Source organism: Pseudarthrobacter quantipunctorum (assembly GCF_045291495.1).
Taxonomy (GTDB): Bacteria; Actinomycetota; Actinomycetes; order Actinomycetales; family Micrococcaceae; genus Arthrobacter; species Arthrobacter quantipunctorum.
The window spans coordinates 2,033,211-2,059,376 of record NZ_CP148033.1 but is presented as its reverse complement, the minus strand read 5'-3'; the positions used below and the strand labels follow the sequence as shown (position 1 = coordinate 2,059,376).

Sequence of the window (26,166 nt, the reverse complement as noted above, 5' to 3'; positions counted from 1 at the left end):
ATGACCGAAATCAACGCGGCACGCACCAGCCTTGAGGATGTCGAGGAGGCGCTGAAGGATGTCATCGACCCCGAACTCGGCGTCAACATCGTTGACCTTGGCCTGCTGTACGGCCTGAAGTACTCGGACGACGACGGCGCGCTGCTGATCGATATGACCCTGACCACCGCGGCCTGCCCGCTCACCGACGTGCTCGAGGAGCAGGTGGGCAAAGCCCTGGACGGCGTTGTTGACGACTGGCGCCTGAACTGGGTCTGGATGCCGCCGTGGGGTCCGGAACGGATCACCGACGACGGCAAGGACCAGATGCGGGCCCTCGGCTTCAACATCTAGCAGTACGACGACGGCCGGTTACCTTCATCGCGAAGGTGACCGGCCGTCGTCGTTCCCCGCTCCCTACCCAATCTCGCAAGCTCGATTGGGGTACCTCGGGAGCGTGAACCACCCACCGGCCCCCATCCATTGCTCCGTACTTGTCGTTTTCAGGCCCCAAAACGACATCTACGGAGCAATCGACGGGTTTATAGGGTGGCGGCGCTGAAGGTGTCGCACTGGTTGATGTCGCCGGTTTCGTAGCCCGTGTAGAACCAGCGCTGGCGCTGTTCACTTGAACCATGGGTCCAGGCCTCGGGAGAGACCCGTCCTGTGGCCGCCTCCTGGATCCGGTCGTCACCCACAGCGGAGGCAGCGGACAGGGCGTCGTTCAGGTCCTGCTGCGTGAGGGGCTCCAGGAACGGCTGTCCGTCGGGCCCGGGCTGGGTTGACGCATGCTTGGCCCAGAGACCCGCGTAGCAGTCGGCCTGCAGTTCCACCCGCACGGCGCCGGATTCAGGTCCCTGGGGATCCTGCTGGGCCTGGTCGAGGTTGCCCAGTACGTTCTGGATGTGGTGTCCGAACTCGTGGGCCACCACATACTCCTGCGCCAGGGGTCCACCGGAGGAGCCGAACCTGTCCACCAGCTCCTGGAAGAACCCGGGATCAAAGTAGGCAGTGGTGTCGGCGGGGCAGTAGAACGGTCCTACGGCGCTGGAAGCCGTGCCGCAGCCCGTGCTGACGCCCTGCTCGAAGATCACCGTCTCCGGCTGCGGGTACTGCACGTTGTACTGCTGCAGGTAGGCAGGCCAGAAGGCGTTCAGGCTGTTCACGGTGCCGGTGATGCGGCAGTCCACCCGGGCGTCCGCGTCGGCTCCTGTCTGGCAGGCCGGTGCGGTGCCCTGGCTCTGCGGCTCCTGACCCGCTCCTGCCAGGCCTTCCAGCAACTGTGGATTGACACCCAGGAGTGTCGCGATGAGCAGGATGAGCCCACCGCCGATGCCGCCGCCCACTTTTACTCCGCGGCCCATGCCGCGCCGGTCCTGGACCTGGGAGGGGTCCAGCTGCACGTTGTCGTTGAAACTCATAGAGTCACATTACCCGCGGACCCGGAGATCAACCCGTGCGGGCCGGTAAAGTTGGTGCGATGCCTTTCCTGAACAGAATCCAGCGCTGGGCCGGGGAACGGCCCCACGACACCGCCGTCGTGATTGCCGGGCGCCGCCTCTCCTGGGCGGAGCTCCGGGATTCCGCTGCGGCGCTGGTACCCCACACTAAGTCCGTCACCTCACTGTGCGAAGCCAACTCGGTGGATTTTGCGGCGAAGTTCGCGGCGGCAGTGGCCGGTGGACGGCAATGCGCGGTCCTCGACCCCGCGTGGCCGGGCCCGCTGCAGGAAGACATGAAGCGGCGCGTGGACGCGTGCGCGCAGCCCGCCGCGGTGTCCGCGGAAGATGAGCTCACAGACGGGGATCCCGGGTCCACCTTCCTGATCGGCCTCACCTCCGGCACCACATCGATTCCGAAAGCCTTCACGCGGTCCCGGCGGTCCTGGCAGGAATCCTTTGAGGCCTCTATCGAATTCTTCGGGCTCCGCGCGGACGATGTGACCCTGGCGCCGGGCCCCCTTGCCGCAAGCCTCAACCTGTATGCCCTGGCCGAATGTCTCTACGCCGGTTCGGAATTCCAGACCCTCGAAAGCTTCGACGTGGGCGACGTCCATGCCGCCATCACCCACGATCGGGTCACCCGGCTGGTGCTGGTGCCCACCATGCTCCGGATGCTCAGCGAGCGCGGCCTGACCGGATGCGTGGACGCCTCCGGCGTCCGGACCATCATTTGTGCCGGCTCGAAGCTCGACGCGAGGACCCTCGAGGCCGCCCGCCGGTGGGCTCCGAACGCCACCATTTTCGAGTACTACGGTGCTTCCGAGCTGAGTTTCGTCTCGGGGGCAGGGCTGGCCGCCAGCCAGCCGGCAGTTGTTGGCGGAACGGGCATCGGCCGGGCGTTCCCGGGGGTTGACGTGCGGATCCTCGATGACAATGGGCTGCCGCTGCACGACGGGGAACCCGGAAATATCTGCGTCCGCAGCGCCCTGGTGAGCAACGGCTACCTCTGGGGTGACGACGGGGAAGCCCTGAAGTCCTTTGGCGGCTGGTTCACTGTTGGGGACCAGGGATACCTGGCCAACGGAGAACTGCACATCCTGGGCCGCCGCGCGGACATGATCCTCACCTCAGGCAAGAATGTCTACCCGCATGAGGTAGAACTGGCCTTGTCAGCGGTGCCGGGTGTGTCCGCGGCCGTGGCAGCCGGAATGCCGGACGACCTGCGCGGCGAACGGGTTGTGGCCGGCATTGTTGCCTCCCATGGCGGAATTACGGCCACCCAGCTCCGCGCCGGGCTTGAGGACATCCTTGCCCGGGACAAGCGCCCCCTCCAGTATTACCTGCTGGGCGAACTGCCCACCACGGACAGGGGCAAAGTCAGCCGGAGCCTGCTGCTGGACTGGATCAGGTCCCGGGACCGCAGGGTACGCAGCCTTGACAGCTGACATGCTCCCTCCGGACCGGCAGCCCGTCATCATCGCCGCCCTCCGGACCCCGGTGTGCCGCACCAACGGTGCCCTCCGGAGCCTGCGTGCCCACGAGCTGCTCGCGCCCGTGCTCCGTGAACTCCTGGCGGGAACGGGGGTGGAACCTCGCAGTGTGGCCGATGTTGTGATCGGCAACGCCGTGGGCGGCGGCGGAAATGTTGCCCGCCTGGCCCTGCTGGAGGCGGGGTTGCCCGTCAGCGTTCCGGGCATTACCGTGGACCGCCAGTGCGGCTCCGGGCTCGACGCGGTGGTCCTGGCATCGCGGCTGGTGGCTGCGGGCGGAAACCCGCTGTACCTGGCCGGGGGAGTGGAGAGCACGAGTACAGCGCCGCTGCGCGCGTACAGGAACGACGACGGCGGGCCGGAGTTCTACGCGCGGGCACAGTTCGTGCCGGAAGGCTTCGGCGATCCGGACATGGGCGTTGCCGCAGAAAACGTGGCGCGGGAGTTCGGCGTCAGCCGGGAACGGCAGGATGCATTTGCGCTGCGCAGCCACCAACTGGCACTGGCGGCCAGGGACGCAGGGGTGTTCGACGCCGAACTGGTTCCGTTGGACACGGACGGCGGGACGGCCGGTGCGGATGATGGTCCCAGGCGGGGACTGAACGCCGCGGTCCTGGCGCGCTTCCCCTCCGTCTTTGTTGACGGGGGAACTGTCACCGCAGGGAACTCCTGCTTCGACGCTGACGCCGCATCCGCCGTCGTCATAACGTCCCTGCAACGTGCGAGGCGTTTAGGTGCGGACGACGGGTTGCTGGTGCTGGGCAGCGGAACTGCGGGAGTGGCCCCGGAACTGCTGGGCGTCGGTGCGGCCGCCGCTGCGCGGGACGTGCTGTCAGCCGCGGGGCTCTCCGCGGACCAGGTGGACCTGGTGGAATTCAATGAGGCTTTTGCGTCGCAGACGCTTGCCTGCCTTGACCAGGTGGGAATTGACGCTGAGCGGGCCAATCTCGACGGCGGCGCGCTGGCCCTGGGCCATGCCTACGGCGCGTCAGGGGCAGTCCTGGTGACCCGGCTGCTGGCCCAGGCACGCCGGGCCGGAACACCGGGAAGCCTGGCGCTGGCCATGATCAGCAGCGCCGGCGGCATGGGAACTGCAGCGCTGCTGGAATACCAGCGGCTTTGAACCCGTCCCCGGGGCCTCAGTCTTCTGCTTCGCCGAGGCCGCGGGCCGCGAGCGCCTCGCCCGTTTGGCGGGCGAATGCCACCGAGGTGATGAATACAGGCAGGATCAGGGCGCGCGGATTGCGCTCCAGCCCCCTTGCCCGGGCGGAGTCCCGCACGTCGGAGAAAGTGCCGGCGATATAGGGGATGCTGCGCAGCATGATGGCGATGGTCAGGGCAAACCGTTCGGGGTCGGCGCCGAACCGTTTGAAGGGGCCGGCTGCGCTGACCACTCCGTCAAGGAGCCGCTGTACGGGAGTGGTGGCGGTCAGCAGGGAAGCAGCCACCACGCAGACCAGGATGTTCAGGACAATACGCGCGGCCGTGGGTGCTCCCAGCATCCACCACTGGAACACTCCGATGACAAGCAGCACGGCGGCGAGCGGGCGGATGGCGGCCCACAGCTTCTTCAGTCCGGCGCCAGTCAGGAGGAACAGGCAGCAGAGCGCGGCGAGCACTGCCAGAGACACCCGCCAATCCACCACAATGAAAGAGGCCAGGCCGCAGCCAAAGACCAGCAGGAACTTCAGCACCAGCGGTGCCCGGTGGATGAAGGAGTGTCCCGGCACGTAGTTGGCCAGCAGGAAGCCGTGGCCCCTCACCGTGGTTCACCCGCCGGCAGGCCGTCCGCGCAGAGTGTCCGGTAGTGGTCGACGGCGGCCGCCGCGCCGCCGTCGAACACTACCTCGCCCTGTTCGATCACCAGCACCCTGTCCATCTCCAGCGCGAGCCCAAGGTCGTGGGTGGACATGATGATCTGCTGGTCCAGTCCTGCCAGGGTCCTGCGGAGGAGTTCGCGGTTGCGGAGGTCCAGGAGGGTGGACGGCTCATCGAGGACCAGCACTGAGGGGTTCACGGCGAGCACTGCGGCCAGGGCCATCAGCTGCCGTTCCCCGCCGGAGAGTTCGTAGATGCTCTGGTCCGCCAATTCCAGCAGGCCCAGGCGTTCCAGTGCCGCTTCGGCTGCTTTCCGCCGCTCCGTACCGTTGTGGACGGAGCGGCGCAGGGACAGCTCGACGTCCTCCCGGCCCGTGGGCATCACCAGCTGGGACAGGGGATCGGTGAAGACGAAACCCACATTCCGGCGCACTGCCCGGACGTCGCGGACTGTGTCCTTGCCGTCCACCGTGACCTTGCCTGCCGTCGGCTGGACGAGCCCGTTGACCAGGCGAAGCACGGTGGACTTCCCGGAGCCGTTGGCACCGATCACGCCGATCCGCTGTTCTGTGAGCCGCAGGCTTATGGCGTCGAGCAGGACTTTGGGTTCCGGTGTGGTGTCCGTTTCTACGGCAACCGTTACGTGGTCAAAGGTCACGGCGGGCATGGCGGGTCCCTCAGGCCCTGGCAGGCTGGGCGGCACTGCGCCGGACGCGGCGCACCAGGATGTCCGGAAAGGCGCGGTGGAGGGCCACGGCGATGACGGCTGCCAGGATGTTCTTCACCATGTCACCCGGGTAGAACACCAGGTCGCTCAGGAAAGCCTGCCCCAGGGTGGCCTTGGTGTTCAGGGCGATCCCCACGATACCGAGGGAGTGCACCACTGCGGCACTGGTGACGGCGGCGGAGACGAAGAACCAGAGCGCCCTGGCCTTGGTGGTCCGCCGGATAACGATGGTGGCCAGCCAGCCAACAACGCAGGCCGCGATCGGGAAGGCGATGATGTAGCCGGCTGAAGGGCCGGCGAGGATGCCCAGGCCGCTGCGGCCCTGGCTGAAGATGGGCAGGCCGGCGAGTCCCAGGAGGGTGTAGAGTCCCACGGCTGCGAAGGCCCGTCCCGGGCCGAGCACCAGGCCTGTCAGCATCACGGCCAGGGTCTGGAAAGTGATGGGGACGCCGAATCCGTTCACCGCCAGGCCGGGGACCAGGGCTGCGCCGGCAACCAGGGCGGCGAAGACCGCGATCAGGCCAAGGTCGGTGGCGTTCCAGCGGCGGCGCCCGGCGCTGGCGGGATTCTTAACGGCGGTGTCGGTGTTGCTCATGGCAGTCCTGTCGGGGTTGTACAAGCGGAATCTAATGTACTGCCGACGTTACTGGTGCGGAACTGCGGGGTTTTTGTAGGGGGTCTACTAAGCGGGTTGCCTGACGCTTCAGGCAGGGCACAAAGCCGGGCTATATCCTGCCCGGCGCGCCGGGGGTGCCCTGGTGGACGGCCATTATTCGATGACGTAGCGCTGCATCATGTCGTTGTCTTCGTGCTCGAGGATGTGGCAGTGCCAGACGTATTCGCCCTTGAACGAGGAGCCGATGGCCAATGGCGCTCCACCGGCTGCGCCCGCCCCGAACGGAACGCGGATCCGCGTCACTTCGCCGGGCATCGACACCACGGTGTCTTTCCAGCCCCGCTCGTTGGCCGGTGCCGCCATCGGGCGGCCAATCAGGAACGGCGTGACCGGCACGCTGCTGCCCTGGCCCGGCGTCACCAGCCCGGTGCCGGGATCAACGTATCCGGTGGCGGCAAGGTATTTGCCGACATCGAAGCGCTGGCGGTTGAGGACCTGGAACTGGGTGAAATGGAGGTGGATGGGATGCGCGTCCACTGTTGTGTTGATCAGCTCCCACTCCTCAAGGGTGTCGCCCTTCACAGCGGTGATGTCGGTGGTGTGGAAGGGGCGGTTGTTCAGCAGGGCCATGATGGGGATGCCCGCCGCATTGAGAACTTCCACGAGGGTCATCTGGCGGGTGGCCGCTGTGGGCATTCCTGCCAGCCTCGTCATGGGCTGGGGCCGCAACTGCGCCGGCAGCGGCGCCGTGTAGCCGGCGGTGCTCTGCACGGTGAACTGCATGATTTCGCGGAGGGGAACCCCGCCACGCTTCGCCGAAACGGGGCCGTCCGGATAAGGGGTGGGGGCATTGTTGCCCAGGACCACCTTGGATCCGGCGGACAAACCCGCAAAGTCCACCACAAGGTCTGCCCGCTCGCCCGGGCCCAGGACCAGTTTGTTGAGCTTGGCCGGGGTATCGAGAAGACCTCCATCCGTACCGATCTGGGCGAACGGGAGCGCGTTTCCGCCCGCCACGAACTTGAGGTTGTAGAACCTGGCGTTGGAGCCGTTGAAAACGCGGAACCGGTATTTGCCCCGGTCCACGTCCAGGTTCGGCCAGCATTTCCCGTTGACCGTTGCCACATCCCCGAAAAACTCCGGCGCCCAGGGCCGCGGGGTGCCGTCGCTGTCCGTCAGGTCCGGATTGGGCGGGTAGGCGAAGGACCCGTTGGGATTGAACATCCGGTCCTGGATGACCAGCGGCACCTCGAATGGGGGCGGCGGGAGGTGGGTTCCGTCTCCGGTGTCGATGCCTGTCCCGGACGGCCCTGGGGTGTCCCGGATGAGGTAGCCGCCTGCCAGTCCGGCGTAGACGTTCAGGCGGGTGATGCCCAGCGCGTGGTCGTGGTACCAGAGCCCGGCGGCATCCTGGTTGTTGTCGTAGTGGTAGGTGTAGGAACTGCCGGGGGAAAAGACCTGTTCCGGGCCGCCGTCGGACCCTGGCCTGGTGTTGCCGCCATGCAGGTGGGTCGAGGTGCGCGGGGCCTTGTCGTCGTCGCTGCCGCGCGGCACCAGTTCATCGTCGATGGCGAACGCCAGCGGGTGCTCTCCCAGCCGGTTGTGCACGGTGAGGGCGAACGGGGTGCCGCGTTGGGCGACGATGACCGGCCCGAGGTACGTCTGCGATGCGCCGTCGGCCCGGTAGGCGAACGTGTCCGTGGAGCCAAGCTGGCTGTGGAAGTTGTGCTCGGCGTTGTGCATCCACAGTTCGGTATGGCCGCCCGCCCGCATATCGAGGACCCCTAGTTCGGCCAGCGTGGGCAGCTGCTCGGAGAACATAGTCAGGGGACCGGCCTGCCGGGCAAGGGTGGGGGCTGCCAGGGCGGCATCCGGCCGTACCAGGATGCCTGCGCCGGCTACCGCACCGGCCTGCAACAGCTGGCGTCGGGTTAGATACATCACGGACTCTTTTCGCTCGAAAGATGAGTCCCCCCTTGATTTACGGTACGAGTCCGGTGCGGTTCTGGAACAGGGCCGTTGGGCCCGGGGTTCACGGCACCTCAAGATTCGCTGAAGAAATCGGAAGGATGGAAACGTTCCCTTCCTTCCGCCGTCACTGCTTCCTATGGTGTTCTAACACGCTCGTCTAGGGGGGATTCTTTGGTAGCCGCCGTTGCGCCTGCTGGGATCAGGACATGTAACGCCATTCACCAGCAGCCAGGCCCCGTACGCGGCCTGTTTGTCCCTTGCCCGGGACGAAATCCGTCCTCTCCCGCTGAAGGCCGTGCAGATTTCGACGGCCACCCCCGAGTGAGAGGGGCCTGCTGATGCGATACGGTCCGCCCGCACTCCTGGCCGACGGTCCTGCCAGGAAAACGCGCGGCATTGTGTGGATCGTCCTTGGCGCGGTGGTGGCGGTCTCGCTGGTCGCCTTCGCGGTGTTTACCGCTACCAGGCCGGCGCCCGCAGCCCTTCAATCGCCGGCGAAGAATGTCATCTACCTGCTGGGCGACGGTATGGGCCGCTCCCATGTCACAGCTGCCAGGGAGCGCTTCTACGGTGCCGAGGGCAGGCTGGTGATGGAAACCCTCCCGTCCCACGGTTCCGTCAGCACTTATTCCGTGGAGAAAAACTCCGGCCAGCCAGGTGAGGCGGACTTCAAGCCTGAAATGGTCACCGCGTCTCCTGCCGCTGCCACAGCCTTCGCCACCGGCGTGAAGACATACAACAATGCCATCGGGGTGGACGCCAAGGGCACTGTGGTGCCCACCATTATGGAGCTGGCCAAGCAGGCCGGCTACCGCACAGGCAACGTTTCCACTGCCGAAGTTACCGACGCAACGCCGGCCGGTCAGATGAGCCACGTCCTTGCGCGTGGTTGCCAGGGACCGGACTATTCCGCCGACGCGTGCCAGGATACCGATGTCACCGGCGACAAGTTGTCCACCAGCGATGTCCGGGTAACCCCCATAGCTGACCAGATCGCCCGCAACGGCACTGCTGACGTTATCTTCGGCGGCGGCATGGCCCGCTTCGACGCCGAGGATGAAACGGCGCTGAAGGAGCAGGGTTACTCGATCCTGGGCTCGGTCTCGAGCCAGATCGCCGCCACACGGGCAGACCTGAACGGGGCCTCCGGTGAAAAGGTCTTTGGCCTGTTCAATACAGGAAACCTCACCCTCGAAAAGTCCAAGAAGGACAACCCGGAAGCACCCGAGGCGGACGAGCCATCCCTGCAGGAGATGACGAAGAAGGCCATCGAACTGCTGAACCAGGAGCAGTCAAGCGGCAAAGGTTTCTACCTGCAGGTTGAAGGCGCCTTGATCGACAAGCGCTCCCACGACAATGATGCGGCCCAGACACTGGATGAAGTCAAGGCCTTTGACGACGCCGTCGCCGCAGCCCTTGACTTCGCGAAAAAGGACGGCAATACCCTGGTGATTGCCACCGCAGACCACGAAACGGGCGGCTTCAACATCATCGAAAAGGGCTCCTTCACCAACGCCGAAGCAGCAGTACCCCCAGCCAATGTGGATTCCAGGAACAGCGCGAACAACTCCACTCCGGCGCGGAGCGGCGGAATCTTCAAAGACGAGGAGCGCTCCACAGGCATCATCAACGGCGAGGGCGCCACGGATCCAAAGAACTTCGGCCCAGCCACCTTCCGAACCCCCAATGATCCCGCCGAAGTCGAGGACGGTTCCAAGGACGCGAGTCTTTGGCTGTCCTACGCCTCCGGAAACCACACCGGAGCCGACGTGCCCGTATACGCCTACGGGCCGGGTGCGGAACAACTGCAGGGCAGCGTGGACAACACCGATTTCTTCGACATCGTGGGCCAGGCTTTGCGTGTTCTGCGCTGAGAGCAGCCTGAACCACAGCCGGCTGGCCGTCGCTGTCCGGGCGGTGGACCACCCCGCGGTCACAGCACACCCAAGGGGGACGCGATGAACCGCAAGTCGCGGATCCTCCTGCTCGGGGCCCTCATCGCCGCGTCACTGTTTCTGCTGACCGCCGTCGTGCTCATGGGACGGGTTTCCACGCCAGGCCCCGGGGCCGTTGCCCCGCCTGCTGCCGCCGCCAAAACAACCTTTCCCGGCCTTGCCAGTGCCGAGGGGGAACCGGACCTGCCAGGACTCCGGACAACGCGCCCGTCCCCAGGCCAAATTCTCCAGGTCCAGGGCGCCTTCGATGACAGGCTTGAGTTCGAAGGCCTGGCTTTCGATGGACAGGCCGCCACCGGATCCGTCAAGGTCACCAGCGATGTCAGCGACCTGCTCGAACTTCAGGTGCTCGCCGGGTTCTACGATGACAGCGGCAACCTCCTTGGCACTGCCCGTTTCGTTCACCATCTCGGCGCGGAAGACCATGGCCACTCGGGACCGTCCGACGACGGTGAAGAGTTCAACATCCCTGTACCGGCCGAGCTCAAGCCCCGGGCTGTGTCCGCGGCAGTAGGGGTGCCCGTCCTCGTCAATGAATAACGCGGCAGCGCGCACCCGGACCGGCCCCGCGTGCAGGGGCCTGGGGTGGATGGTCCGGGCTGCCGCTGACCGTTCCCCTGCCCGTTGCCGCCGGATAAAATCGCTGGTGACATCTCCGTGAGGAACACCCCCGGCAATGCAACCAGCTCTGAGACCACTAAGCCGCCGCACCCTCCTCAAAGGCGCCGGCGCGGCCGTCGTGGGTTCCGCTTTGTTCACGGACGAACACACTCCGCCCGGCGGGGGCAGCACTACCCGGTACGTAAGCGTTTTTGGATCCGACTCGGGCCCGGGCACGGAGGCCGCCCCGTGGCATAGCCTCGCGCGCGTCCGTGCCGCCCTCCGCGAAGGGGAACTGCGCCGCGGCGACGCCGTCCTGCTCAAGCGCGGCGACACATTCTTCGGCACTCTCCACGAGCCTTCCATCCAGGGCACGGCTGGCGTTTTCACGGTGGGCGCCTACGGCACGGGCCCGCGCCCGAAAGTCAGCGGCTACAAGATCAGCAAAGCAGCCTGGACCCAGCACGCCAAAGGGATATGGAAGCTGGACATCACCGCCCGTTCCGGCCAGTACAGGGGCAACACCGCCGCGCCGTCCACCAACGTTGGCTTCCTGAAGGTGGCAGGCCTCATCCGTGGAGGGAAGCGCACCAGCCTGGAGGCATTGGAGAACCAGTGGGACTTCTATAGCGACGAGGCCTTTGTGTACGTTAGTTCGTCCTTTGCCCCGGGCGACGGCGTCGCTATCGCGGTCCAGCAGGACGGCTTCCGGCCAGCCTCCCACAGCATCCTCGACGGCATCCACATCGAGGGCCATGGAGCACACGGCATTGCGACTGGCGGCTCCGAGAACATCCGCATCAGGAACTGCCGCCTGGAGGACCTTGGCGGATCCCAACTGGCCTCTGACGGAACCCGTTACGGCAACGGCGTCGAGGTCTGGATCGGTGCGTCCAACATCGTTATCGAGAACAGCACCATCCGGGAATGCTATGACGTCGCCTTCACCATGCAGGGGACGGCAACCAAGGAGGCAAAGGCGTGGACTGATATCCACTTCCGGAACAACCGCGTAGAGAACTGCAACCAGACTTTCGAGATGTGGTCTGCCGGCGAAGCGACCCCGGGCTCGGGACATATCCGCTGCATGTTCAACCACAACATCTGCGTCAACGCGGGCTACTCGTGGGCTGCCACCCTCCGGCCGGACAGGGAAGGCAAGGGTACCCACATCCTGACGTATGACACGGAATTGCCCATGGATGTGGAGGTCACCCGGAACCAGTTCATCCGCGCCCGGGACAGCTACCTCAACATCAGCGGCGACAAGAAGCCCCCCAAAGGGTTGAACCTGCACCACAACATCATCAAGCTTGGCCCGGGCACGAAGACCGCCTACGGCAGCGCGGAGACGATCGAGCTGGCCGCACGCTGGCAGGCGCGCACCGGCAAGGAACATGGTTCCACCTTCGGTGTTCTCAGCACCGACCGATGCGAAGCACCAGCATGAACATCCAACGTGGTACCCGGTTCCAATGCTCAGGATTTGATCAAGAGCATTGATCCGCTGGCTGGCGAGGCCTACGGTCAGGTGCATGACTCCAAGACCGAGCAGGGAAGGCGCCAGTGCGGCGGGACCCGGAAAGTGAAAGACCCTATGCGGCAGCGGAACTTCCCCAGCGCGGGCGGACTCTGTGTAGGAGGCCTGATCCTCGCCATATCGCTGATCGCCCAGGCCGGTGACCCTGCGTCTGCGACAGTCAGGGACTTCCTGATCACCCTCAGCGCCGTGTTCACCGGAGCCAATGCTGTTGGGCTCCTGGAACTGCGGCGGCGGCAGGACGTTCCGGACGTGCTGAACAAAAAGCCCACCTAGGGTTTTCGCAACAGCAACGCTCCCCATGGGGAGCTGCCGGAGCATTTTCCGGCCACTCGCCGTCACGGACCGAGCTTGACGTCCTCGCCGCTGAGCCTGGCACGGAAACCGTCTTCCTGGACCGCGACGTCCTGGAGTACGAGCCCCTCGGGCAGGCCCTCGATGTCGTGTTCAATGGTCACGAGCCTGTTCACCACGGCACCGACGGCGTCGGAGACAATGCCCGGCCCGCCCAAGTCGATCGAACGCGGCTCGACAACGAGCCTGCCGGCGTCGGCCTCAACCGTGCCAGTAGCGGTGACGGCCAGTTGGCGGCCCAGGGCCTCGACGGTGCGTACCACCATGACTTGGCCGCCCTCGGCGGCGCGGACCACGGTCCCATCACCGAGTTTGCCGGCGACGACCTCGAACGGAACAGTCGCATCCACCGTGAGCCGTTGGGCGACCATCCCGTCCGGTCCCGTAACCACGTCCTGCCCTACGGCCCTGACGTCATGGAGCACCGAGCCTGCTGCCGCCAGCGTCCCGGCGTCCAGGGCGACATCAGCGAGCCACACCTCGTCCGTGCCCAGGCCTGCGGGAGGCTTAGCCTCCGGCACGCGCTCACCCGCCGTTGGCGATGGCGCAGGCGCAGCCTCAACCCCGGTGGACGGATCGCTCACCACCCACCACGTGATTGCAGTTGCAGCCCCCAGGACGAGGACCATCCCAACAGCACCGATCAGCCAGTCCTTCGCACGAGTCCACTCCATCAGGACAGTCTGATGGCTCACCCCCTTCGCTGGGAAACGCCAAAACCGCCCACGCTGCAACCCGCTCTGCCTTAGGCGTCCATGAATTGTCTTAGAGCCTTCATCCAGGAGTCGAACGCATCCAGATGGCTGTCGTGGGAAGCTCCGGCCAGATCCACGCGCTGGACGTTACGGCCGCGCTCACAGAATTCGGTTTTGTCCTCCGCAGTGAACATGCCGTGTTCTCCATACACAACGAGCGCGGGTGCGGCAATGCTCTCCCACTCGTCCCAGCGGGGCGCGGCCACTGCATTGATGGCGGCCACCATGACGTCAGCCTCAAACCGCGTCCACAGGCCATCCGCTCTTTCCTCCAGGTCAGCCACCCACGCCTGGGCCAGGGGGCCGTCACCAAGAAATTCCCGGGCTGTCGTGCGGCTTGCAAAGGGCAGGGGCCAGGACCGGAAGTACCTACCGAGATGTTCATGGTCCTGCCCGCCTCCGCCGCCTGCGCCGGACTCAAGGAGGACCAGCCGGGACACCAGCTCGGGGCGTGCGGCCGCTACCAGCATCGCCGTATGCCCGCCCAAGGACTGTCCAATGAGCGTCACGGGTGCGCTGACCACTGATTCGATAACACGTACGACGTCGGCAACAAAGGCCTCGCGGGAAAGGTCGCCTGGCCGGGTGGTACTTCTGCCGTGCCCGCGCAGATCCACCACGATGGTCCGGAACTCCGGCAACGCACGTGCCGTCGTGAAGAACTCGCGCGCACTGCCGGCTAATCCATGCAGGATGACAACAGGCGCTCCGTCGGCCGGCCCCATCTCGAAGCCGTGAATGTGGACTCCAGGCCCGGTCCGGACTCCAAAAGTTCGGGCAGGGAAGTCCATCGCGGTCATGCCCCCAACGCTAACTGAACAGGCGGCAGCAGACGGAGCGTTCTGCGTGGACGGCCCTGGACGGTAGACTTGGATGGGCCGTTCTCCGGCCACTCTGCCCCGGCTCCCTCCCAACATCGTGTGAGGGCTGCGGCGTTCCCTGTTGTGAAAGGCCTTACCTGCTGTGATTACTGTCCAGGATCTTGAACTGCGTGCCGGCGCCCGGCTCCTGATGGACCAGGTGAGCTTCCGCATCGACAAGGGAGACAAGATCGGCCTGGTGGGCCGTAACGGCGCCGGGAAGACCACCCTCACCAGGGTCCTTGCCGGCGAAGGACTCCCTGCCGCGGGGAAAGTGACCCGCACCGGCGAGATCGGCTACCTGCCGCAGGATCCCCGGACGCCGGACATGGAGCAGCTCGCACGGGACCGGATCCTGTCTGTCCGTGGCCTGGACATCGCCGTCGGCAAACTCCGCGTGGCGCACGAGGAAATGGCCAGCGAGGACGCCGCAGTGCAGCGCAAGGCGATGAACCGCTATGACCGGCTTGAATCCGAGTTCCTGGCAGCCGGCGGCTATGCGGCCGAGGCCGAGGCGGCGGCCATCTGCTCCAACCTCGCCCTGCCGGACCGCCTGCTGAATCAGCCGCTCAAGACCCTGTCAGGTGGCCAGCGGCGGCGTGTGGAGCTGGCACGCATTCTCTACTCGGACGCCGAGACGATGCTCCTCGACGAGCCCACCAACCACCTCGACGCCGACTCCATCGCATGGCTGCGTGACTTCCTCAAGAACCACCAGGGCGGCCTGATCGTGATCAGCCACGACACCGAACTGCTCGAAGCCACCGTGAACAAGGTGTTCCTGCTGGACGCCAACCGGGCGCAGATCGACTTCTACAACATGGACTGGAAGCGCTACCTCACCCAGCGCGAAACGGATGAGCGCGCCCGTAAGCGGGAACGCGCCAACGCCGAGAAGAAGGCCCAGGTCCTTTTTGACCAGGCCAACAAGATGCGCGCCAAGGCCACCAAAGCGGTTGCAGCCCAGAACATGGCCAAGCGCGCCGAGCGCCTGTTGAGCGGCCTGGAAGCCGTACGCGAGAACGACCGCGTGGCAGCCCTGCGCTTCCCGGACCCCTCGCCGTGCGGCCGGACCCCGCTCACCGCGGAGGGCCTCAGCAAGTCCTACGGTTCGCTGGAGATCTTCACCGATGTGGACCTGGCCATCGACCGCGGCTCCAAGGTGGTCATCCTTGGCCTCAACGGTGCCGGCAAAACCACCCTCCTGCGGATGCTCGCTGGTGTGGACCAGCCTGACACCGGCGACGTCATTGCCGGCCACGGCCTGAAGGTGGGCTACTACGCCCAGGAGCATGAAACCCTGGACGTGGACCGGACCGTCCTGGAGAACATGCGCTCGGCCGCCCCGGACATGAAGGACGCCGAGGTCCGCGGCATCCTGGGTTCGTTCCTGTTCTCAGGCGACGACGTCGACAAGCCCGCCGGCGTCCTCTCCGGCGGCGAGAAGACCCGCCTGGCCCTTGCCACCATTGTGGCCTCCAGCGCCAACGTCCTCCTCCTCGACGAGCCCACCAACAACCTGGACCCCGCCAGCCGTGCAGAGATCCTGGGTGCCCTCAGGAACTACAGCGGAGCCGTCGTCCTGGTCAGCCACGATGAGGGGGCAGTCGAGGCCCTCAACCCGGAGCGCGTTGTCCTCCTGCCGGACGGCGTCGAGGACCACTGGAACGAAGACTACCTGGACCTGATTACGCTCGCTTAGGCACTTGGGGAACGGCCGGATGATCAGGGAAGCGCGCGCAAGCGACCTTCTGAAGATCCGCGACGTCGAAGTGGCAGCCGGGGAAGCATTCCGGTTGGTTGGAATGGACGCAATCGCGGATGACCCACCGCCGGCGCTCGAAACCCTTGCCGCCTATCAGCAGGAAGGGCGGGCATGGGTCGCGAGCGATGCGGGTGACGAGCCGGTTGCTTACCTCTTAATCGACGTGGTCGACTCCTTTGCCCATATAGCGCAGGTGAGCGTCCACCCGCTCATGTCGAGGAAGGCACTCGGCCGTCAACTCATAGACACGGCGGCTTCCTGGGCAACGGCGCGTGGTCTTAGGGGAATGACCTTGACCACCTTCGCAAATGTTCCATGGAACGCTCCATACTATGCCCGCCTCGGGTTTCGGACGGTTCCGGAATCGGAGTGGCCGGACGGCATGGGGCAGATGGTGCAAGAAGAGGCTGCACATGGCCTGGATGACTGGCCGCGGGTTGTCATGAAGTTGGAATTCCCGGCCAAGTAGTTGCTCTTGCTGCGCTGGCTTAGCGGACCGGCATCTCTTCGGCGTCGGTGATCCTGAGCAGGTCTTTATAGGTGATGCTGAACATTGAGTTGTGGTCGCCTGCTCCCGCCCAAAGGAGATCGTGCTTCTGGAGCGACTCGTCCAGGAGCGTCCTGATCTTTTCGGGATGGCCCACCGGGGCTACTCCGCCTACATGCTGGCCGGTGTGCTTCAGGACGAAGTCGGGGGAGGCCCGGCGGATTCGGCCTTCACCCAAGTGCTCAGCCACCAGCTTTGTGTCCACGCGGGCTGCACCGCTGGCCAGGATCAGCAGGGGCTCTCCGTTGAGGTCGAAGATCAGGCTGTTGGTGACTGCCGCGAGGTCGCATTCCAATTCCTCCGCCGCCGCGGACGCCGTCGGGACTCCGGCCGGAAAGGTCCGCACGGTGTCGCCCACGCCGGAACGGACCAATGCTGAGCTCACCCGGCCGACCGGGCCGCCGTCGTACTCCGTCATGCGTCAGTACCCCTGCGCGTCCAGGAGGGCATCTTCCTCCTCCTCGGAGGTGGCCTTCTTCCGTTTCCTGGGAGGTGACGGACGACGGCGTTGCGCGCCGGCTGCGGGGTGCGGCGCACCCTGCGGTGTCCCGTCGTCCTCCGCATCAATGGCGGCATTGCGCGCCTGCTGCCGTGCGGCGTAACCAAAACCGACGAACATCAGGACGCCGAACGCGAACCACTGCAGCGAGTAGGAGAGGTGCGTCCCCTCCTCGGTGGAAGGCTTCGGGAACGGGAACGGCATGTCCGCCGCCGGCGGAGTCTCCGACGCCAGCTGGCCGTACGCGCCGGTCAGGAGCGGATACCCGAGTTGGCCGGCGTAGGCGGCAAGGTCGATGGACGCCAGCTGGCCTTCGGGTGCACCACGCTGGAGTTCGGGTTCAGGATGCTTCAAACGCACGACGGCGGTCACGTCACCTGCGGGAGGTTCCGGCACCGAGTCGGGGGCACCCGGATTATTGTTGCCGATCGGCAGCCACCCTCTGTCGATGACCACGGTTTCACCGGAGGCGAGGCGGAACGGGACAACCACTTCATAGCCTGGCTGGCCATTGAGCGGACGGTTCCGGACTACGCGCTGGCCATCGGTGAGGTAGGTGCCGCGCAGCTCCACCTGGGTCCACTCCATGGCGGGGTCCAGCTGGTTGAATTGCTCCCGGGCATCCGAGAACGGTATGGGAGTTGCCGAGTAGTTGGTCACCACGCGGTTGATCTCAGCAAGGGTTTCCGCACGCCGGTCCATCTGCCAGCGTCCCAGGAACACGCACGCAGAGGCGAAGATGGCAGCCAGCAGCAGATAACCCAGCCACTTGCTGGAGAAAAGGAAACGGTACATTCAGCTGTCCCGCCCAGGGTCACCGGACGTCCGCGAGTCCTCGAGGGGAAGGGTTTCCTTCCAGAGGCCCCGGGTCTGAAGGTAGTCTTCCAGCCAACCCCGGTGCTCGGCGCAGGCAAGCCAGGTCTTGCGGCGTTCCGGGGAGTGGATCTTCGGGTTGTTCCACAGAAGCTGCCAGGAAGCCTGCGCACGGCACGCCTTGCGGGAACAGATGGCACCGGCTTCCGCCGCTGCGGGATCGGTTGCGGCGGCGAAGTCAAAGATGCTCACGAGGCCTTCCTTTCCCGCCCGGACGGAGATTCGTCGTCGTCAATAATCAGCTCGCCCTGCAGGAGTTCACTGCCGGGATCCTCTCCAGCGATCCGCGCCGGCGGGCTTTCCAGCTCGGCCAGGGGGGCTGAATCCAGCAGCAGGTCGCTGTGGCCCTCCGCTTTGTCATTCCCGTTCGCGATGATCACCGCAATCCAGGGCAGGAACACCGCACCGGCCACTGGAATGATCTTGAACCAGCCGTCCACCACGAAAATCAGGACCAGGCACACCATGCGGATTCCCATGGCCAACGCGTACTTGATCATGCGCTGGCGCATGTCTTCCGAATGGGCTCCAGCGGCATCCGTGATGCTGTGGACTTCCGAATCGCCGGAGAACCGGCCGGGTTCTCCAGGCGCGGATTGTCCCGCATGGTTTTCAAGGGTCACGGTGGTTTATCACGCTCCAAAGGCTTGCATCAATTCTCTCACCATCAGCAGTGGCGCCCAAACCCGGCCCGGGGCGGGCGCTAAGATCGAAGTCAGTTAAATCCCCCCAGCTACAGCGGCCCCCGCGTGCCGCAGATTCCGGAGCCCCTACATGACTGAAGCAGCCACCGCACCCCGCAGCGTCCTGATCACCGGCGGCAACCGCGGCATCGGCATGGCCATCGCCGAGGCGTTCCTGGCCAACGGCGACAAAGTTGCCGTGACGTACCGCAGCGAAACGAAGCTGCCGGACGGGATCCTTGGAGTCAAAGCCGACGTCACGGACGAGGCTTCCGTGGACGCGGCCTTCAAGGAAGTGGAAGCTGCCCACGGTCCCGTGGAAGTCCTGGTGGCCAACGCCGGAATCACCAAGGACATGCTGCTGCTGCGCATGAGCGAAGAGGACTTCACGTCCGTCATCGACACCAACCTCACCGGTGCTTTCCGTGTGATCAAGCGCGCTTCCAAGGGCATGATCCGCCTCCGCAAAGGCCGTGTTGTCCTGATTTCCTCCGTGTCGGGCCTGTACGGGGCCCCGGGCCAGATCAACTACTCGGCGTCAAAAGCCGGCCTGGTGGGCATCGCCCGCTCCCTGACCCGTGAACTCGGTTCCCGCGGGATCACCGCCAATGTCGTGGCGCCCGGCTTCATCAACACGGACATGACCGCCGAGCTCCCCGAAGCCACGCAGAAGGACTACCTCTCCAGCATTCCGGCAGGCCGTTTTGCCGAGGCCAGCGAGGTTGCCAACGTTGTCCGCTGGATCTCCAGCGACGAGGCAGCCTACATCTCCGGAGCCGTTATCCCCGTTGACGGCGGCCTGGGCATGGGTCACTGACCGGCCCGCAAAACTAGCAGCAAGGCGCTTCTTTGTGTAGGTCACACAAGGGAATTGGCTTTTGCCGCTGGCATGATGGACTGCAGGCCATCAGCAATTTAGACGTTTCAGACAAAAGGAGCCCGCATGGGACTGCTGGATAACAAGACTGCCATCGTGACCGGATCCTCACGGGGAATCGGCGCGGAGGTCGCCAAGAACCTTGCCCGCGAGGGCGCCGCCGTCGTGGTGAACTACCGCCAGAAGGCGCCGCGCGCCAACAAGGTTGTCCAGGGCATCGAGGCCGACGGCGGCCGGGCGGTGGCCGTGGGCGCGGACCTCACCACCCAGGAAGGCGTGCAGGCCCTCGCGTCCGCAGCCATGGAAAACTTCGGTTCCCTGGACATCCTGGTGCTGAACGCATCAGGTGGAATGGAAACCGGCATGGGCGAGGACTACGCGCTGAAGCTGAACCGCGACGCCCAGGTCAACATGCTCAACGCGGCCGTTCCCCTGATGAAGGAAGGCTCGCGGGTGGTCTTTGTGACCAGCCACCAGGCCCACTTCATCAACACCGTGCCCACCATGGAGGCCTATGAGCCGGTGGCCCGCAGCAAGCGCGCCGGCGAGGACGCCTTGCGCGAACTCATCCCCAACCTTGCGGAGAAGGGCATCACCCTGGTGGTTGTCTCCGGCGACATGATCGAGGGAACCGTTACGGCCACGCTGCTTGACCGCTCCACGCCGGGCGCCATCGAGGCCCGCCGCGCTGAAGCCGGCAAGCTGTACTCGGTGGAGGAGTTTGCCGAGGTTGTGGCCGGCATGGTCACAGCCGACGTCGAATCCGGCCACACTGAATACGCCGGCGGAGCGGACTACTTCGGTAAGGGCACGAACTAGGCCAACCGGTAGCCCCTACGCTGCCCCACGCGATATGGCAGTTCGCGGCAATGTTCCTCTCGAACACTGCCGCCAACTGCCATCTCGCGGTTGAAACGAGACTCAGACGCCGGCCACATGCCTGACGGCGTCGAGGTACGGCATGTTGACGGCGGCGTCCGCCACGGCCCGCACCGCAGGTTTGGCGTTGAACGCCACGCCGATCCCGGCGGCACCAAGCATATCCAGGTCGTTGGCGCCGTCGCCCACGGCCACCGTGTGCTCCAGGGCGATGCCCTCGGCGGCTGACCATTCGCGCAGGAACTTCTCCTTCGCAGCGCGGTCCACCACAGGGCCCAGCACCTTGCCCGTCAGCTCGCCGTCCACGATCTCCAGCTCATTAGCCTGCCAGTAGTCCAGGCCCAGTTCGGCCGCGATCGGCTCCAGGATCTGGTTGAAGCCGCCGGAGACTACGGCTACCACGTGCCCCGCGGCCTTGAAGGCGGCCACGAGTTCGGCGGCTCCCAGGCTCAGCCTCACTTCGTTCCGGACGGAATCGACGACGGCGGCGGGCAGCCCCGCGAGGACCGCCACGCGGGCGTGGAGGCTTTGGGTGAAATCCAGCTCGCCGCGCATGGCGGCCTCGGTAACGGCTGCCACTTCTTCCCGCTTGCCCGCGTAGGCGGCCAGGAGTTCGATGACCTCCTGCTGGATCAGGGTGGAGTCGACGTCCATGATCAGGAGCTTGCGTTCCGCCAACCGCAAGCCGGCCGGGACAAGCGCCGTGTCGAAGCCGGCGATGGGGGATTCGGCCACGGCGTGGCGGAGTGCGGCAAGCCCGGCGGCCGTGGCGTCCGGAAGCTGGACTTCGGCCACATGGATCTGGTAGCGCCCGTCGCCGGAGGAGGTTTCGGACAGCACTGCGGCGCCCTGTGCAGCGAGGATGGAACGGAGCTGCTCCAGCCCGGTCGGAGACACATTCAGGCCATAGCTGACCGCAGTCACGTTCGAAGTCATGCCTGCCATCTTAGCCAGCGGGGAGGTGTCCCTTGAATTCATTTCACGGCTGCTGGAAGGTGGCAAGCGGATAATAGGTACGGCCACACCTGGAGGAACCATTGATTGAACTGCTCACGCCGCAAGAGATTGACCAGGCGCGCCCGTCAGGCCAGTTCGTGGCTAATACGCTGCAAAACCTGAGGGAGAGGACCGGACCCGGAACGAATCTCCTGGAGATCAACGACTGGGCTGCGGCCATGATCCGGGCAGCGGGAGCCCGCTCCTGTTATGTCGACTACGCCCCCTCGTTCGGCAGCGGGCCTTTCGGGAAAGTCATCTGCACGTCCGTCAACGACGCCGTGCTGCACGGGCTCCCTCATGACTACATCCTCAGGGACGGGGACCTGCTGACGCTGGATTTCGCAGCCAGCGTCGACGGTTGGGTCACCGACTCCGCCATCAGCTTCGTCGTCGGGGAATCCGCTGCCCCCGAAGACACTCGCATGATCGAAACCACAGAGAGGGCACTGATGGCGGGCATCGGTGCGGCGCAGCCCGGAGCGCGGATTGGGGACATCTCCCACGCAATCGGCTCCGTGCTCGAGTCAGCAGACTTCCAGGTCAACACCCAGTTCGGCGGACATGGTGTTGGAAGCACCATGCATCAGGACCCCCACATTCCGAACACCGGCAAAGCAGGCCGCGGATACATACTCCGCCCAGGCCTGCTCCTGGCGATAGAACCATGGGTCATGGACGGCACCAGCACACTTGTGACGGCTCCTGACGGCTGGACCCTGTGCAGCTCCAACGGCCGCCGGACCGCCCACTCCGAGCACACCGTCGCTGTTACCGAATCCGGACCCGTCATCCTTACGCAACCGGGCTGACGCGCACCTGGCGGAGCTGCGCAATCAGCGTTTCACTGTTACCTTGCCCCGGTTATCAGTCGGCCTCTTTTTTGTCCTAGTGTCTACTCCTATGAGTGATGTTCTGGAATTGGCTTCCGTCAGCGTTGTCCGAGGTAAAAAAACCCTGCTGGACAAGATCGACTGGGAAGTCAATGAAGGCGAGCGCTGGGTAATCCTTGGGCCCAACGGTGCCGGCAAGACCACCCTCCTGCAGGTCGCGGCCGCGCGCCTGCACCCCAGCAGCGGCAAAGCCGGCATCCTGGACGAGACCCTGGGCCGTACCGATGTCTTCGAGCTCCGTCCCCGCATCGGCCTGTCCTCCGCCGCGCTGGCCACCCAGATCCCGGAGCAGGAAAACGTCCTCAACGTGGTGGTCACCGCCGCCTATGGCGTCACCGGCCGCTGGCGGGAGGGATACGAGCGCGACGACGAGCGGCGGGCGTTCCGCCTGCTCAACGACTGGGGGATGGGGCCGCTCCTGAACAGGACCTTCGCCACCCTGTCCGAAGGGGAGCGGAAGCGTGTCCAGATTGCCCGCGCCCTGATGACCGATCCCGAGCTGCTGCTCCTCGACGAACCGGCAGCGGGCCTGGACCTTGGCGGCCGCGAGGAACTCGTCCACAAGCTGGGAGAACTGGCACAGGATGAGGACGCCCCGGCCATGGTCCTTGTCACCCACCACCTTGAGGAAGTTCCGCCGGGCTTCACCCACGCCATGCTGCTGCGCGACGGCGGAGTGGTCGCCGCCGGCCCCATCACGGATGTGCTGACAGCGGAGAACCTCAGCAAGACGTTCGGGCTTGACCTGGACATGAGCGTCAACGCCGGCCGGTACACCGCCGTAGCCCGCCGCTAAGGCGGCAGCGCAGCACCTTGGATCTTCTCAGCAGCATCTTTGTGGCCATCGCCGGCCTCTGGGCCGGCACCATCAACGCCGTGGTGGGCTCCGGCACCCTGGTGACGTTCCCCGTCCTTATCGCCCTGGGGGTCGCCCCGGTGGTGGCCTCCATGAGTAACGCCATGGGTCTGGTCTTCGGCACGGCCGCCGGGGCGTTCGGCTACCGGCGTGAACTGAAGGGCCGCGGCCGCCAGCTGATGCGGCTCCTGCCGGCATCCCTCCTTGGTGGCATCTCCGGTGCGTGGCTGCTCCTGCACCTGCCGGAGGAGGTCTTCCACTACGTCGCCCCCGTCCTTATTGTCCTGGCCCTCCTGATGGTGGTGTTCCAGCCACGGCTGCAGGCCTGGGTCCGGTCCCGTCAGGAGAACCCGGAACACGCTGTGCGTGACAAGCGGCACGGCGTGCTGCTGGTGGTCCTGGTGTACCTGGCCGGGGTATACGGCGGCTACTTCGTGGCCGCCCAGGGGATCCTGCTGGTGGGAATTTTGGGCGTCTTCCTCACCGGCACCATCCAGAACGCCAACGCCATGAAGAACATCCTGGTGCTGGGCGTGAACCTCGTGGCCGCCGTCTCCTACGTGCTCTTCGCCTTCGACAGGATCAACTGGCTTGTGGTCCTGCTGATCGCGGTCAGCTCCAGCATTGGCGGACTTCTCGGGGCGAAGGTGGGCCGCCGGCTCTCACCCTCCGTGCTCCGTGCCGTGATCCTGGTCCTGGGCCTGGTGGCGCTGGGATTCATGATCGCGAATCTGCTGAAATAATCACCCGGTGACAATCCACTATCTTGAATCCGCCGCGGACCCCCGGGTCTCCGACTACACGCAGCTCACCGACGTGCACCTGCGCAAGCTGCGTGAACCGGCCGAGGGCATGTACATCGCCGAATCATCCCGGGTGCTCCGGCGTGCCCTGGCGGCAGGACACCGGCCACGCTCCTTCTTCCTGGCCGAAAAGTGGCTCGGGGACCTGCAGGACGTCCTGGATGCCTACCCGGAGGTTCCTGCCTTCATCGGAAGCGCAGCCCTGCTGGAGGAAATCACCGGCTTCCACCTCCACCGCGGGGCCATGGCGGCCATGCAGCGCCCGGCGCCCGTCCCGCTGCCGGAACTGCTGGCCGGGGCGCGCAGGGTGGCCGTCCTGGAGGACATCGTGGACCACACCAATGTGGGCGCCATCTTCCGGTCGGCCGCCGCGCTGGACATCGACGCCGTCCTCGTCTCGCCCCGCTGCGGGGACCCCCTCTACCGGCGCAGCGTCCGGGTAAGCATGGGCACGGTGTTCCAGGTGCCGTGGGCCCGGCTCACCAGCTGGCCGGAGGACCTGCACGTACTCAAGGAGAACGGCTTCACCGTTGCGGCGCTGGAGCTCACGGACGACGCGCAGGATGTGGACGCCGTCGCCGCCCGGAACCCGGAGAAGCTTGCCCTGGTGCTCGGCACCGAGGGTGCCGGCATGAGCGCAGGGACACTCGCCGCCGTCGACATCGCCGTGAAAATACCCATGCGCAACGGCGTGGATTCCCTGAACGTTGCCGCTGCATCGGCAGTTGCGTTCTGGGAGCTGCGGCTCCGGAATTAGTCCGCGCAGTTGGTTCGCGGGCACCTGCGTTCTCCGCTATTATTGATAGCTGGCTGTAGTGCGCCCCCGGGCAGTGCTGCTGGCCATCCCATTCATACCTGGCAGCTGGCAAAATCCAGTTGTGCGAACAAAGGTCCAATTATGAAGTCTGATATCCACCCGAAGTACGAAGCTGTTGTTTTCAACGACCTGGCTTCCGGCACGAAGTTCCTGACCAAGTCCACCGTTTCTTCCTCGAAGACCATCGAGTGGGAAGACGGCAACACCTACCCGGTCATCGATGTCGAAATCTCCTCCGAGTCGCACCCGTTCTACACGGGCAAGCAGCGCATCATGGACTCCGCAGGCCGCGTCGAGCGCTTCAACGCTCGCTTCAAGGGCTTCGGCGGCAAGAAGTAAAATTCTTCCGCAAGGTTCTTTTGGGAAAGCCCGCACCGGTAAACGGTGCGGGCTTTCTGCGTCCCGGCGGCGGCCTGTTACGGGTAGCCAGCAATTCTGGGGCAGGATGGAAGGCATGACCGCTACACCCTCTCCAGCCAACCGCTCCGCCTCCCGCCGCCACGGTGAATACAAAGTGCCCGGCGGCAAACTCGTGGTGGTGGACCTGGATGTTGTGGACGGCCACCTCGCCAACGTCAGCCTCAGCGGCGACTTTTTCCTGGAACCGGATGAGGCCCTCCTGGACATCAACCGGGGGCTCACGGGCCTGCCTGACACCACGACGGCGGCCGAGCTTGCCGCCGTCGTATCCTCTTCGCTGCCGCCCGGCGCTGCCCTGTTCGGCTTCTCCGCGGACGCCGTCGCCGTCACCGTCCGCCGTGCCCTGGCGAAGGCAACGTCCTGGGCGGACCACCACTGGAACGTCATTGCACCCACCGTCCTGCCCACCGAGATCAATGTGGCCCTGGACGAGGTCCTCACCGAGGAAGTCGGCGCCGGCCGACGCCATCCCACCCTTCGCTTTTGGGACTGGCAGGAGCCGTCAACGGTGATCGGCAGCTTCCAGTCCTACCGCAACGAGGTGGACCCCGGCGGCGTGGCGAAGCACGGCATCAAGGTTGTCCGGCGCATCAGCGGCGGCGGAGCCATGTTCATGGAGGCCGGCAACTGCATCACGTACTCGCTGTACCTGCCGCAGACCCTCGTTGACGGGCTCAGCTTCGCGGACTCCTACCCCTTCCTGGACGCGTGGGTGATGGCGGCACTGGAGAAGCTTGGCATCAACGCCTTCTACGTGCCCCTGAACGACATCGCCACGGACCAGGGCAAGATCGGAGGGGCTGCGCAGAAGCGGCTTGCCAACGGCGGCATGCTGCACCACGTCACCATGAGCTACGACATCGACGCCGACAAGATGGTCGAAGTCCTGCGGATCGGCAAGGAAAAGCTCTCGGACAAGGGGACCCGCAGCGCCAAGAAACGGGTGGACCCGCTCCGGCGCCAGACCGGACTGGCGCGCACAGCCATCATCACCGCCATGGCGGACGTTTTCGCGGACCGGTACGGCGCCACACCCTCACAACTGACGGAGAACGAGCTCGCTGCCGCCCGCGAGCGCGTCGCCGGCAAATTCGGCACCGCCGAGTGGCTGCACCGGGTTCCGTGAGCCCATCCATTGCTCCGTAACTGCC

Annotated in this window: 29 protein-coding genes; 17 read left to right on the top strand and 12 right to left on the bottom strand. The window is 65.5% G+C overall.

Going from position 1 to position 26,166, the window contains the following annotated elements; all coding sequences use genetic code 11:
• Window positions 1-333, top strand: coding sequence for a metal-sulfur cluster assembly factor (locus WHH00_RS09555; RefSeq protein WP_066275677.1), 333 nt, complete (start codon window positions 1-3; stop codon window positions 331-333).
• Window positions 334-521: 188 nt separating this feature from the next.
• Here WHH00_RS09555 and WHH00_RS09550 read toward each other — a convergent pair whose 3' ends face one another.
• Complete coding sequence (locus tag WHH00_RS09550; RefSeq protein WP_406638322.1) at window positions 522-1,400, bottom strand: neutral zinc metallopeptidase; 879 nt, start codon at window positions 1,398-1,400, stop codon at window positions 522-524.
• Window positions 1,401-1,459: 59 nt separating this feature from the next.
• Here WHH00_RS09550 and WHH00_RS09545 point away from each other — a divergent pair, with 59 nt between their 5' ends.
• A complete protein-coding gene (locus WHH00_RS09545) occupies window positions 1,460-2,866 on the top strand; it encodes a class I adenylate-forming enzyme family protein (protein ID WP_406638320.1) in 1,407 nt (468 codons plus the stop codon).
• 1 nt (window position 2,867) lies between these two features.
• Window positions 2,868-4,034, top strand: coding sequence for a thiolase family protein (locus tag WHH00_RS09540; RefSeq protein WP_406638318.1), 1,167 nt, complete (start codon window positions 2,868-2,870; stop codon window positions 4,032-4,034).
• A 16-nt stretch (window positions 4,035-4,050) separates the two neighbouring features.
• On the opposite strand, the gene WHH00_RS09535 is transcribed toward WHH00_RS09540, so the two are convergent.
• The 4 genes from WHH00_RS09535 to WHH00_RS09520 all read right to left on the bottom strand — a co-directional run bounded on the left by WHH00_RS09535 (window position 4,051) and on the right by WHH00_RS09520 (window position 8,013).
• Complete coding sequence (locus WHH00_RS09535) at window positions 4,051-4,674, bottom strand: energy-coupling factor transporter transmembrane component T family protein (protein WP_406638316.1); 624 nt, start codon at window positions 4,672-4,674, stop codon at window positions 4,051-4,053.
• Window positions 4,671-5,396, bottom strand: coding sequence for an energy-coupling factor ABC transporter ATP-binding protein (locus tag WHH00_RS09530; RefSeq protein WP_406638314.1), 726 nt, complete (start codon window positions 5,394-5,396; stop codon window positions 4,671-4,673). The genes WHH00_RS09535 and WHH00_RS09530 overlap by 4 nt, the downstream gene beginning before the upstream one ends.
• Window positions 5,397-5,406: 10 nt before the next feature.
• Entirely contained in the window at window positions 5,407-6,051 is a 645-nt protein-coding gene (locus tag WHH00_RS09525) for a biotin transporter BioY (protein WP_406638312.1), read from the bottom strand.
• A gap of 174 nt (window positions 6,052-6,225) precedes the next feature.
• Window positions 6,226-8,013 carry a multicopper oxidase family protein gene (locus WHH00_RS09520; protein ID WP_406638310.1) on the bottom strand — a complete coding sequence of 596 codons (1,788 nt, stop codon included), beginning with the start codon at window positions 8,011-8,013 and terminating at the stop codon, window positions 6,226-6,228.
• Between the two features lie 368 nt (window positions 8,014-8,381).
• Here WHH00_RS09520 and WHH00_RS09515 point away from each other — a divergent pair, with 368 nt between their 5' ends.
• From WHH00_RS09515 to WHH00_RS09500, 4 genes are all read left to right on the top strand, one after another.
• Window positions 8,382-9,917, top strand: coding sequence for an alkaline phosphatase (locus WHH00_RS09515; RefSeq protein WP_406638308.1), 1,536 nt, complete (start codon window positions 8,382-8,384; stop codon window positions 9,915-9,917).
• 84 nt (window positions 9,918-10,001) lie between these two features.
• Window positions 10,002-10,538 (top strand): hypothetical protein, encoded by a 537-nt coding sequence (locus WHH00_RS09510; protein ID WP_406638306.1) that lies wholly within the window; start codon window positions 10,002-10,004, stop codon window positions 10,536-10,538.
• Between the two features lie 136 nt (window positions 10,539-10,674).
• Window positions 10,675-12,048: a right-handed parallel beta-helix repeat-containing protein gene (locus WHH00_RS09505; protein WP_406638304.1), complete on the top strand. Its 1,374-nt coding sequence runs from the start codon at window positions 10,675-10,677 to the stop codon at window positions 12,046-12,048.
• Window positions 12,049-12,084: 36 nt separating this feature from the next.
• Window positions 12,085-12,414 carry a hypothetical protein gene (locus WHH00_RS09500; protein WP_406638302.1) on the top strand — a complete coding sequence of 110 codons (330 nt, stop codon included), beginning with the start codon at window positions 12,085-12,087 and terminating at the stop codon, window positions 12,412-12,414.
• Window positions 12,415-12,476: 62 nt separating this feature from the next.
• Here the strand turns inward: WHH00_RS09500 and WHH00_RS09495 are convergent, their stop codons facing one another.
• Window positions 12,477-13,166 carry an LmeA family phospholipid-binding protein gene (locus WHH00_RS09495; RefSeq protein ID WP_406638300.1) on the bottom strand — a complete coding sequence of 230 codons (690 nt, stop codon included), beginning with the start codon at window positions 13,164-13,166 and terminating at the stop codon, window positions 12,477-12,479.
• A 71-nt stretch (window positions 13,167-13,237) separates the two neighbouring features.
• Entirely contained in the window at window positions 13,238-14,047 is an 810-nt protein-coding gene (locus tag WHH00_RS09490) for an alpha/beta fold hydrolase (protein WP_406638298.1), read from the bottom strand.
• 163 nt (window positions 14,048-14,210) lie between these two features.
• Here WHH00_RS09490 and WHH00_RS09485 point away from each other — a divergent pair, with 163 nt between their 5' ends.
• Together WHH00_RS09485 and WHH00_RS09480 are read left to right on the top strand one after the other, a co-directional pair.
• Window positions 14,211-15,809: an ABC-F family ATP-binding cassette domain-containing protein gene (locus tag WHH00_RS09485; protein WP_066275709.1), complete on the top strand. Its 1,599-nt coding sequence runs from the start codon at window positions 14,211-14,213 to the stop codon at window positions 15,807-15,809.
• 19 nt (window positions 15,810-15,828) lie between these two features.
• Window positions 15,829-16,341, top strand: a complete 513-nt coding sequence (locus WHH00_RS09480) for a GNAT family N-acetyltransferase (protein WP_406638296.1) — start codon at window positions 15,829-15,831, stop codon at window positions 16,339-16,341.
• Window positions 16,342-16,360: 19 nt separating this feature from the next.
• Here WHH00_RS09480 and WHH00_RS09475 read toward each other — a convergent pair whose 3' ends face one another.
• The 4 genes from WHH00_RS09475 to WHH00_RS09460 are packed head-to-tail and all read right to left on the bottom strand — an operon-like array spanning window position 16,361 to window position 18,414.
• Window positions 16,361-16,837 carry a YbaK/EbsC family protein gene (locus WHH00_RS09475; RefSeq protein ID WP_406638294.1) on the bottom strand — a complete coding sequence of 159 codons (477 nt, stop codon included), beginning with the start codon at window positions 16,835-16,837 and terminating at the stop codon, window positions 16,361-16,363.
• Window positions 16,838-16,840: 3 nt separating this feature from the next.
• Window positions 16,841-17,713, bottom strand: coding sequence for an SURF1 family protein (locus WHH00_RS09470; protein ID WP_406638292.1), 873 nt, complete (start codon window positions 17,711-17,713; stop codon window positions 16,841-16,843).
• Window positions 17,714-17,983 carry a hypothetical protein gene (locus tag WHH00_RS09465; protein WP_406638290.1) on the bottom strand — a complete coding sequence of 90 codons (270 nt, stop codon included), beginning with the start codon at window positions 17,981-17,983 and terminating at the stop codon, window positions 17,714-17,716.
• Complete coding sequence (locus WHH00_RS09460) at window positions 17,980-18,414, bottom strand: DUF3099 domain-containing protein (RefSeq protein WP_406638288.1); 435 nt, start codon at window positions 18,412-18,414, stop codon at window positions 17,980-17,982. Before WHH00_RS09460 ends, WHH00_RS09465 begins: the two co-directional genes overlap by 4 nt.
• Before the next feature lie 151 nt (window positions 18,415-18,565).
• Here WHH00_RS09460 and WHH00_RS09455 point away from each other — a divergent pair, with 151 nt between their 5' ends.
• Both WHH00_RS09455 and WHH00_RS09450 read left to right on the top strand, forming a co-directional pair.
• Window positions 18,566-19,291 (top strand): beta-ketoacyl-ACP reductase, encoded by a 726-nt coding sequence (locus WHH00_RS09455; protein WP_406638286.1) that lies wholly within the window; start codon window positions 18,566-18,568, stop codon window positions 19,289-19,291.
• A gap of 126 nt (window positions 19,292-19,417) precedes the next feature.
• Window positions 19,418-20,170, top strand: coding sequence for an SDR family oxidoreductase (locus WHH00_RS09450; protein WP_188808939.1), 753 nt, complete (start codon window positions 19,418-19,420; stop codon window positions 20,168-20,170).
• 102 nt (window positions 20,171-20,272) lie between these two features.
• Here the strand turns inward: WHH00_RS09450 and serB are convergent, their stop codons facing one another.
• Window positions 20,273-21,166 carry a phosphoserine phosphatase SerB gene (gene serB, locus WHH00_RS09445; RefSeq protein WP_406638284.1) on the bottom strand — a complete coding sequence of 298 codons (894 nt, stop codon included), beginning with the start codon at window positions 21,164-21,166 and terminating at the stop codon, window positions 20,273-20,275.
• 101 nt (window positions 21,167-21,267) lie between these two features.
• Here serB and map point away from each other — a divergent pair, with 101 nt between their 5' ends.
• The 6 genes from map to WHH00_RS09415 all read left to right on the top strand — a co-directional run bounded on the left by map (window position 21,268) and on the right by WHH00_RS09415 (window position 26,141).
• Window positions 21,268-22,038 carry a type I methionyl aminopeptidase gene (gene map / locus WHH00_RS09440; RefSeq protein WP_406638282.1) on the top strand — a complete coding sequence of 257 codons (771 nt, stop codon included), beginning with the start codon at window positions 21,268-21,270 and terminating at the stop codon, window positions 22,036-22,038.
• A 91-nt stretch (window positions 22,039-22,129) separates the two neighbouring features.
• A complete protein-coding gene (locus tag WHH00_RS09435; RefSeq protein WP_231456540.1) occupies window positions 22,130-22,915 on the top strand; it encodes an ABC transporter ATP-binding protein in 786 nt (261 codons plus the stop codon).
• Between the two features lie 17 nt (window positions 22,916-22,932).
• Window positions 22,933-23,718 (top strand): sulfite exporter TauE/SafE family protein, encoded by a 786-nt coding sequence (locus WHH00_RS09430; protein ID WP_406638279.1) that lies wholly within the window; start codon window positions 22,933-22,935, stop codon window positions 23,716-23,718.
• A gap of 7 nt (window positions 23,719-23,725) precedes the next feature.
• Entirely contained in the window at window positions 23,726-24,535 is an 810-nt protein-coding gene (locus WHH00_RS09425; protein ID WP_406638277.1) for a TrmH family RNA methyltransferase, read from the top strand.
• 141 nt (window positions 24,536-24,676) lie between these two features.
• Window positions 24,677-24,934, top strand: coding sequence for a type B 50S ribosomal protein L31 (locus tag WHH00_RS09420; RefSeq protein ID WP_066275740.1), 258 nt, complete (start codon window positions 24,677-24,679; stop codon window positions 24,932-24,934).
• A 115-nt stretch (window positions 24,935-25,049) separates the two neighbouring features.
• Complete coding sequence (locus WHH00_RS09415; protein ID WP_406638275.1) at window positions 25,050-26,141, top strand: biotin/lipoate A/B protein ligase family protein; 1,092 nt, start codon at window positions 25,050-25,052, stop codon at window positions 26,139-26,141.
• Window positions 26,142-26,166: the final 25 nt, after the last annotated feature.

Bases quoted from the DNA above. Each gene is read 5' to 3' on its own strand.
- WHH00_RS09450 (WP_188808939.1), top strand. From the start codon at position 19,418: ATGGGACTGCTGGATAACAAGACTGCCATCGTGACCGGATCCTCACGG.
- WHH00_RS09545 (WP_406638320.1), top strand. From the start codon at position 1,460: ATGCCTTTCCTGAACAGAATCCAGCGCTGGGCCGGGGAACGGCCCCAC.
- WHH00_RS09515 (WP_406638308.1), top strand. From the start codon at position 8,382: ATGCGATACGGTCCGCCCGCACTCCTGGCCGACGGTCCTGCCAGGAAA.
- WHH00_RS09435 (WP_231456540.1), top strand. From the start codon at position 22,130: ATGAGTGATGTTCTGGAATTGGCTTCCGTCAGCGTTGTCCGAGGTAAA.
- WHH00_RS09495 (WP_406638300.1), bottom strand. From the start codon at position 13,166: ATGGAGTGGACTCGTGCGAAGGACTGGCTGATCGGTGCTGTTGGGATG.
- WHH00_RS09490 (WP_406638298.1), bottom strand. From the start codon at position 14,047: ATGACCGCGATGGACTTCCCTGCCCGAACTTTTGGAGTCCGGACCGGG.
- WHH00_RS09510 (WP_406638306.1), top strand. From the start codon at position 10,002: ATGAACCGCAAGTCGCGGATCCTCCTGCTCGGGGCCCTCATCGCCGCG.
- WHH00_RS09520 (WP_406638310.1), bottom strand. From the start codon at position 8,013: ATGTATCTAACCCGACGCCAGCTGTTGCAGGCCGGTGCGGTAGCCGGC.
- WHH00_RS09415 (WP_406638275.1), top strand. From the start codon at position 25,050: ATGACCGCTACACCCTCTCCAGCCAACCGCTCCGCCTCCCGCCGCCAC.
- WHH00_RS09480 (WP_406638296.1), top strand. From the start codon at position 15,829: ATGATCAGGGAAGCGCGCGCAAGCGACCTTCTGAAGATCCGCGACGTC.
- WHH00_RS09555 (WP_066275677.1), top strand. From the start codon at position 1: ATGACCGAAATCAACGCGGCACGCACCAGCCTTGAGGATGTCGAGGAG.
- serB (WP_406638284.1), bottom strand. From the start codon at position 21,166: ATGACTTCGAACGTGACTGCGGTCAGCTATGGCCTGAATGTGTCTCCG.
- WHH00_RS09470 (WP_406638292.1), bottom strand. From the start codon at position 17,713: ATGTACCGTTTCCTTTTCTCCAGCAAGTGGCTGGGTTATCTGCTGCTG.
- WHH00_RS09420 (WP_066275740.1), top strand. From the start codon at position 24,677: ATGAAGTCTGATATCCACCCGAAGTACGAAGCTGTTGTTTTCAACGAC.
- WHH00_RS09525 (WP_406638312.1), bottom strand. From the start codon at position 6,051: ATGAGCAACACCGACACCGCCGTTAAGAATCCCGCCAGCGCCGGGCGC.
- WHH00_RS09540 (WP_406638318.1), top strand. From the start codon at position 2,868: ATGCTCCCTCCGGACCGGCAGCCCGTCATCATCGCCGCCCTCCGGACC.
- WHH00_RS09455 (WP_406638286.1), top strand. From the start codon at position 18,566: ATGACTGAAGCAGCCACCGCACCCCGCAGCGTCCTGATCACCGGCGGC.
- WHH00_RS09550 (WP_406638322.1), bottom strand. From the start codon at position 1,400: ATGAGTTTCAACGACAACGTGCAGCTGGACCCCTCCCAGGTCCAGGAC.
- WHH00_RS09505 (WP_406638304.1), top strand. From the start codon at position 10,675: ATGCAACCAGCTCTGAGACCACTAAGCCGCCGCACCCTCCTCAAAGGC.
- WHH00_RS09475 (WP_406638294.1), bottom strand. From the start codon at position 16,837: ATGACGGAGTACGACGGCGGCCCGGTCGGCCGGGTGAGCTCAGCATTG.
- WHH00_RS09530 (WP_406638314.1), bottom strand. From the start codon at position 5,396: ATGCCCGCCGTGACCTTTGACCACGTAACGGTTGCCGTAGAAACGGAC.